The organism is Mesorhizobium sp. M7A.F.Ca.CA.003.01.2.1 (assembly GCF_003998945.1).
GTDB classification, from domain to species: Bacteria; Pseudomonadota; Alphaproteobacteria; order Rhizobiales; family Rhizobiaceae; genus Mesorhizobium; species Mesorhizobium ciceri.
Genome location: NZ_RZRA01001646.1, coordinates 1 through 483 on the forward strand (window position 1 = coordinate 1; position 483 = coordinate 483).

At 62.1% G+C, this 483-nt stretch carries 1 protein-coding gene; it reads right to left on the reverse strand.

Going from position 1 to position 483, the window contains the following annotated elements; genetic code table 11:
- Positions 1-483, reverse strand: a 483-nt coding sequence (locus tag EN969_RS34730) for a trypsin-like peptidase domain-containing protein (RefSeq protein WP_206525384.1), incomplete at both ends; no start/stop codon positions are given.

The following is a 483-nucleotide window of genomic DNA, read 5'->3' on the forward strand; positions in this document are numbered from 1 at the left end:
CATCTTGGTGGAATCGCCGAACTTTACCGCCGTCAGCTTGTGGCCTTTCGGATCGACCTTGAGCACGGCGACATCGGTCTTGGTGTCGGTGCCGACCAGCGTCGCCTTCAAGGTGACGCCATCGGAGAAATTGACCTCGATGTCGTCGGCATCGGCAATGACATGGTTGTTGGTGACGACGATGCCTTGCTCGGCATCGATGACGAAGCCGGAGCCCAGCGACTGCACCTTCTGCGAGCCGTTGTCCTTGTCACCGCCGCGGTTCTTGAAGAAATCGTCGAAGAAATCCTGGAAGGGCGAACCCTCGGGCAATTGCGGCATCGGCACCGCGCCCGGGCCTTCGGTACCCTTGACCGTCTGCGAGGTCGATATGTTGACCACCGCGCCGAGCAGGCCTTGCGCCAGATCGGCGACCGAAGCGGGCCCATCGGCGGCAAATGTCGGCGCCGTGAAGGACGGGACAGCGACGGCGCTGACAAGAAG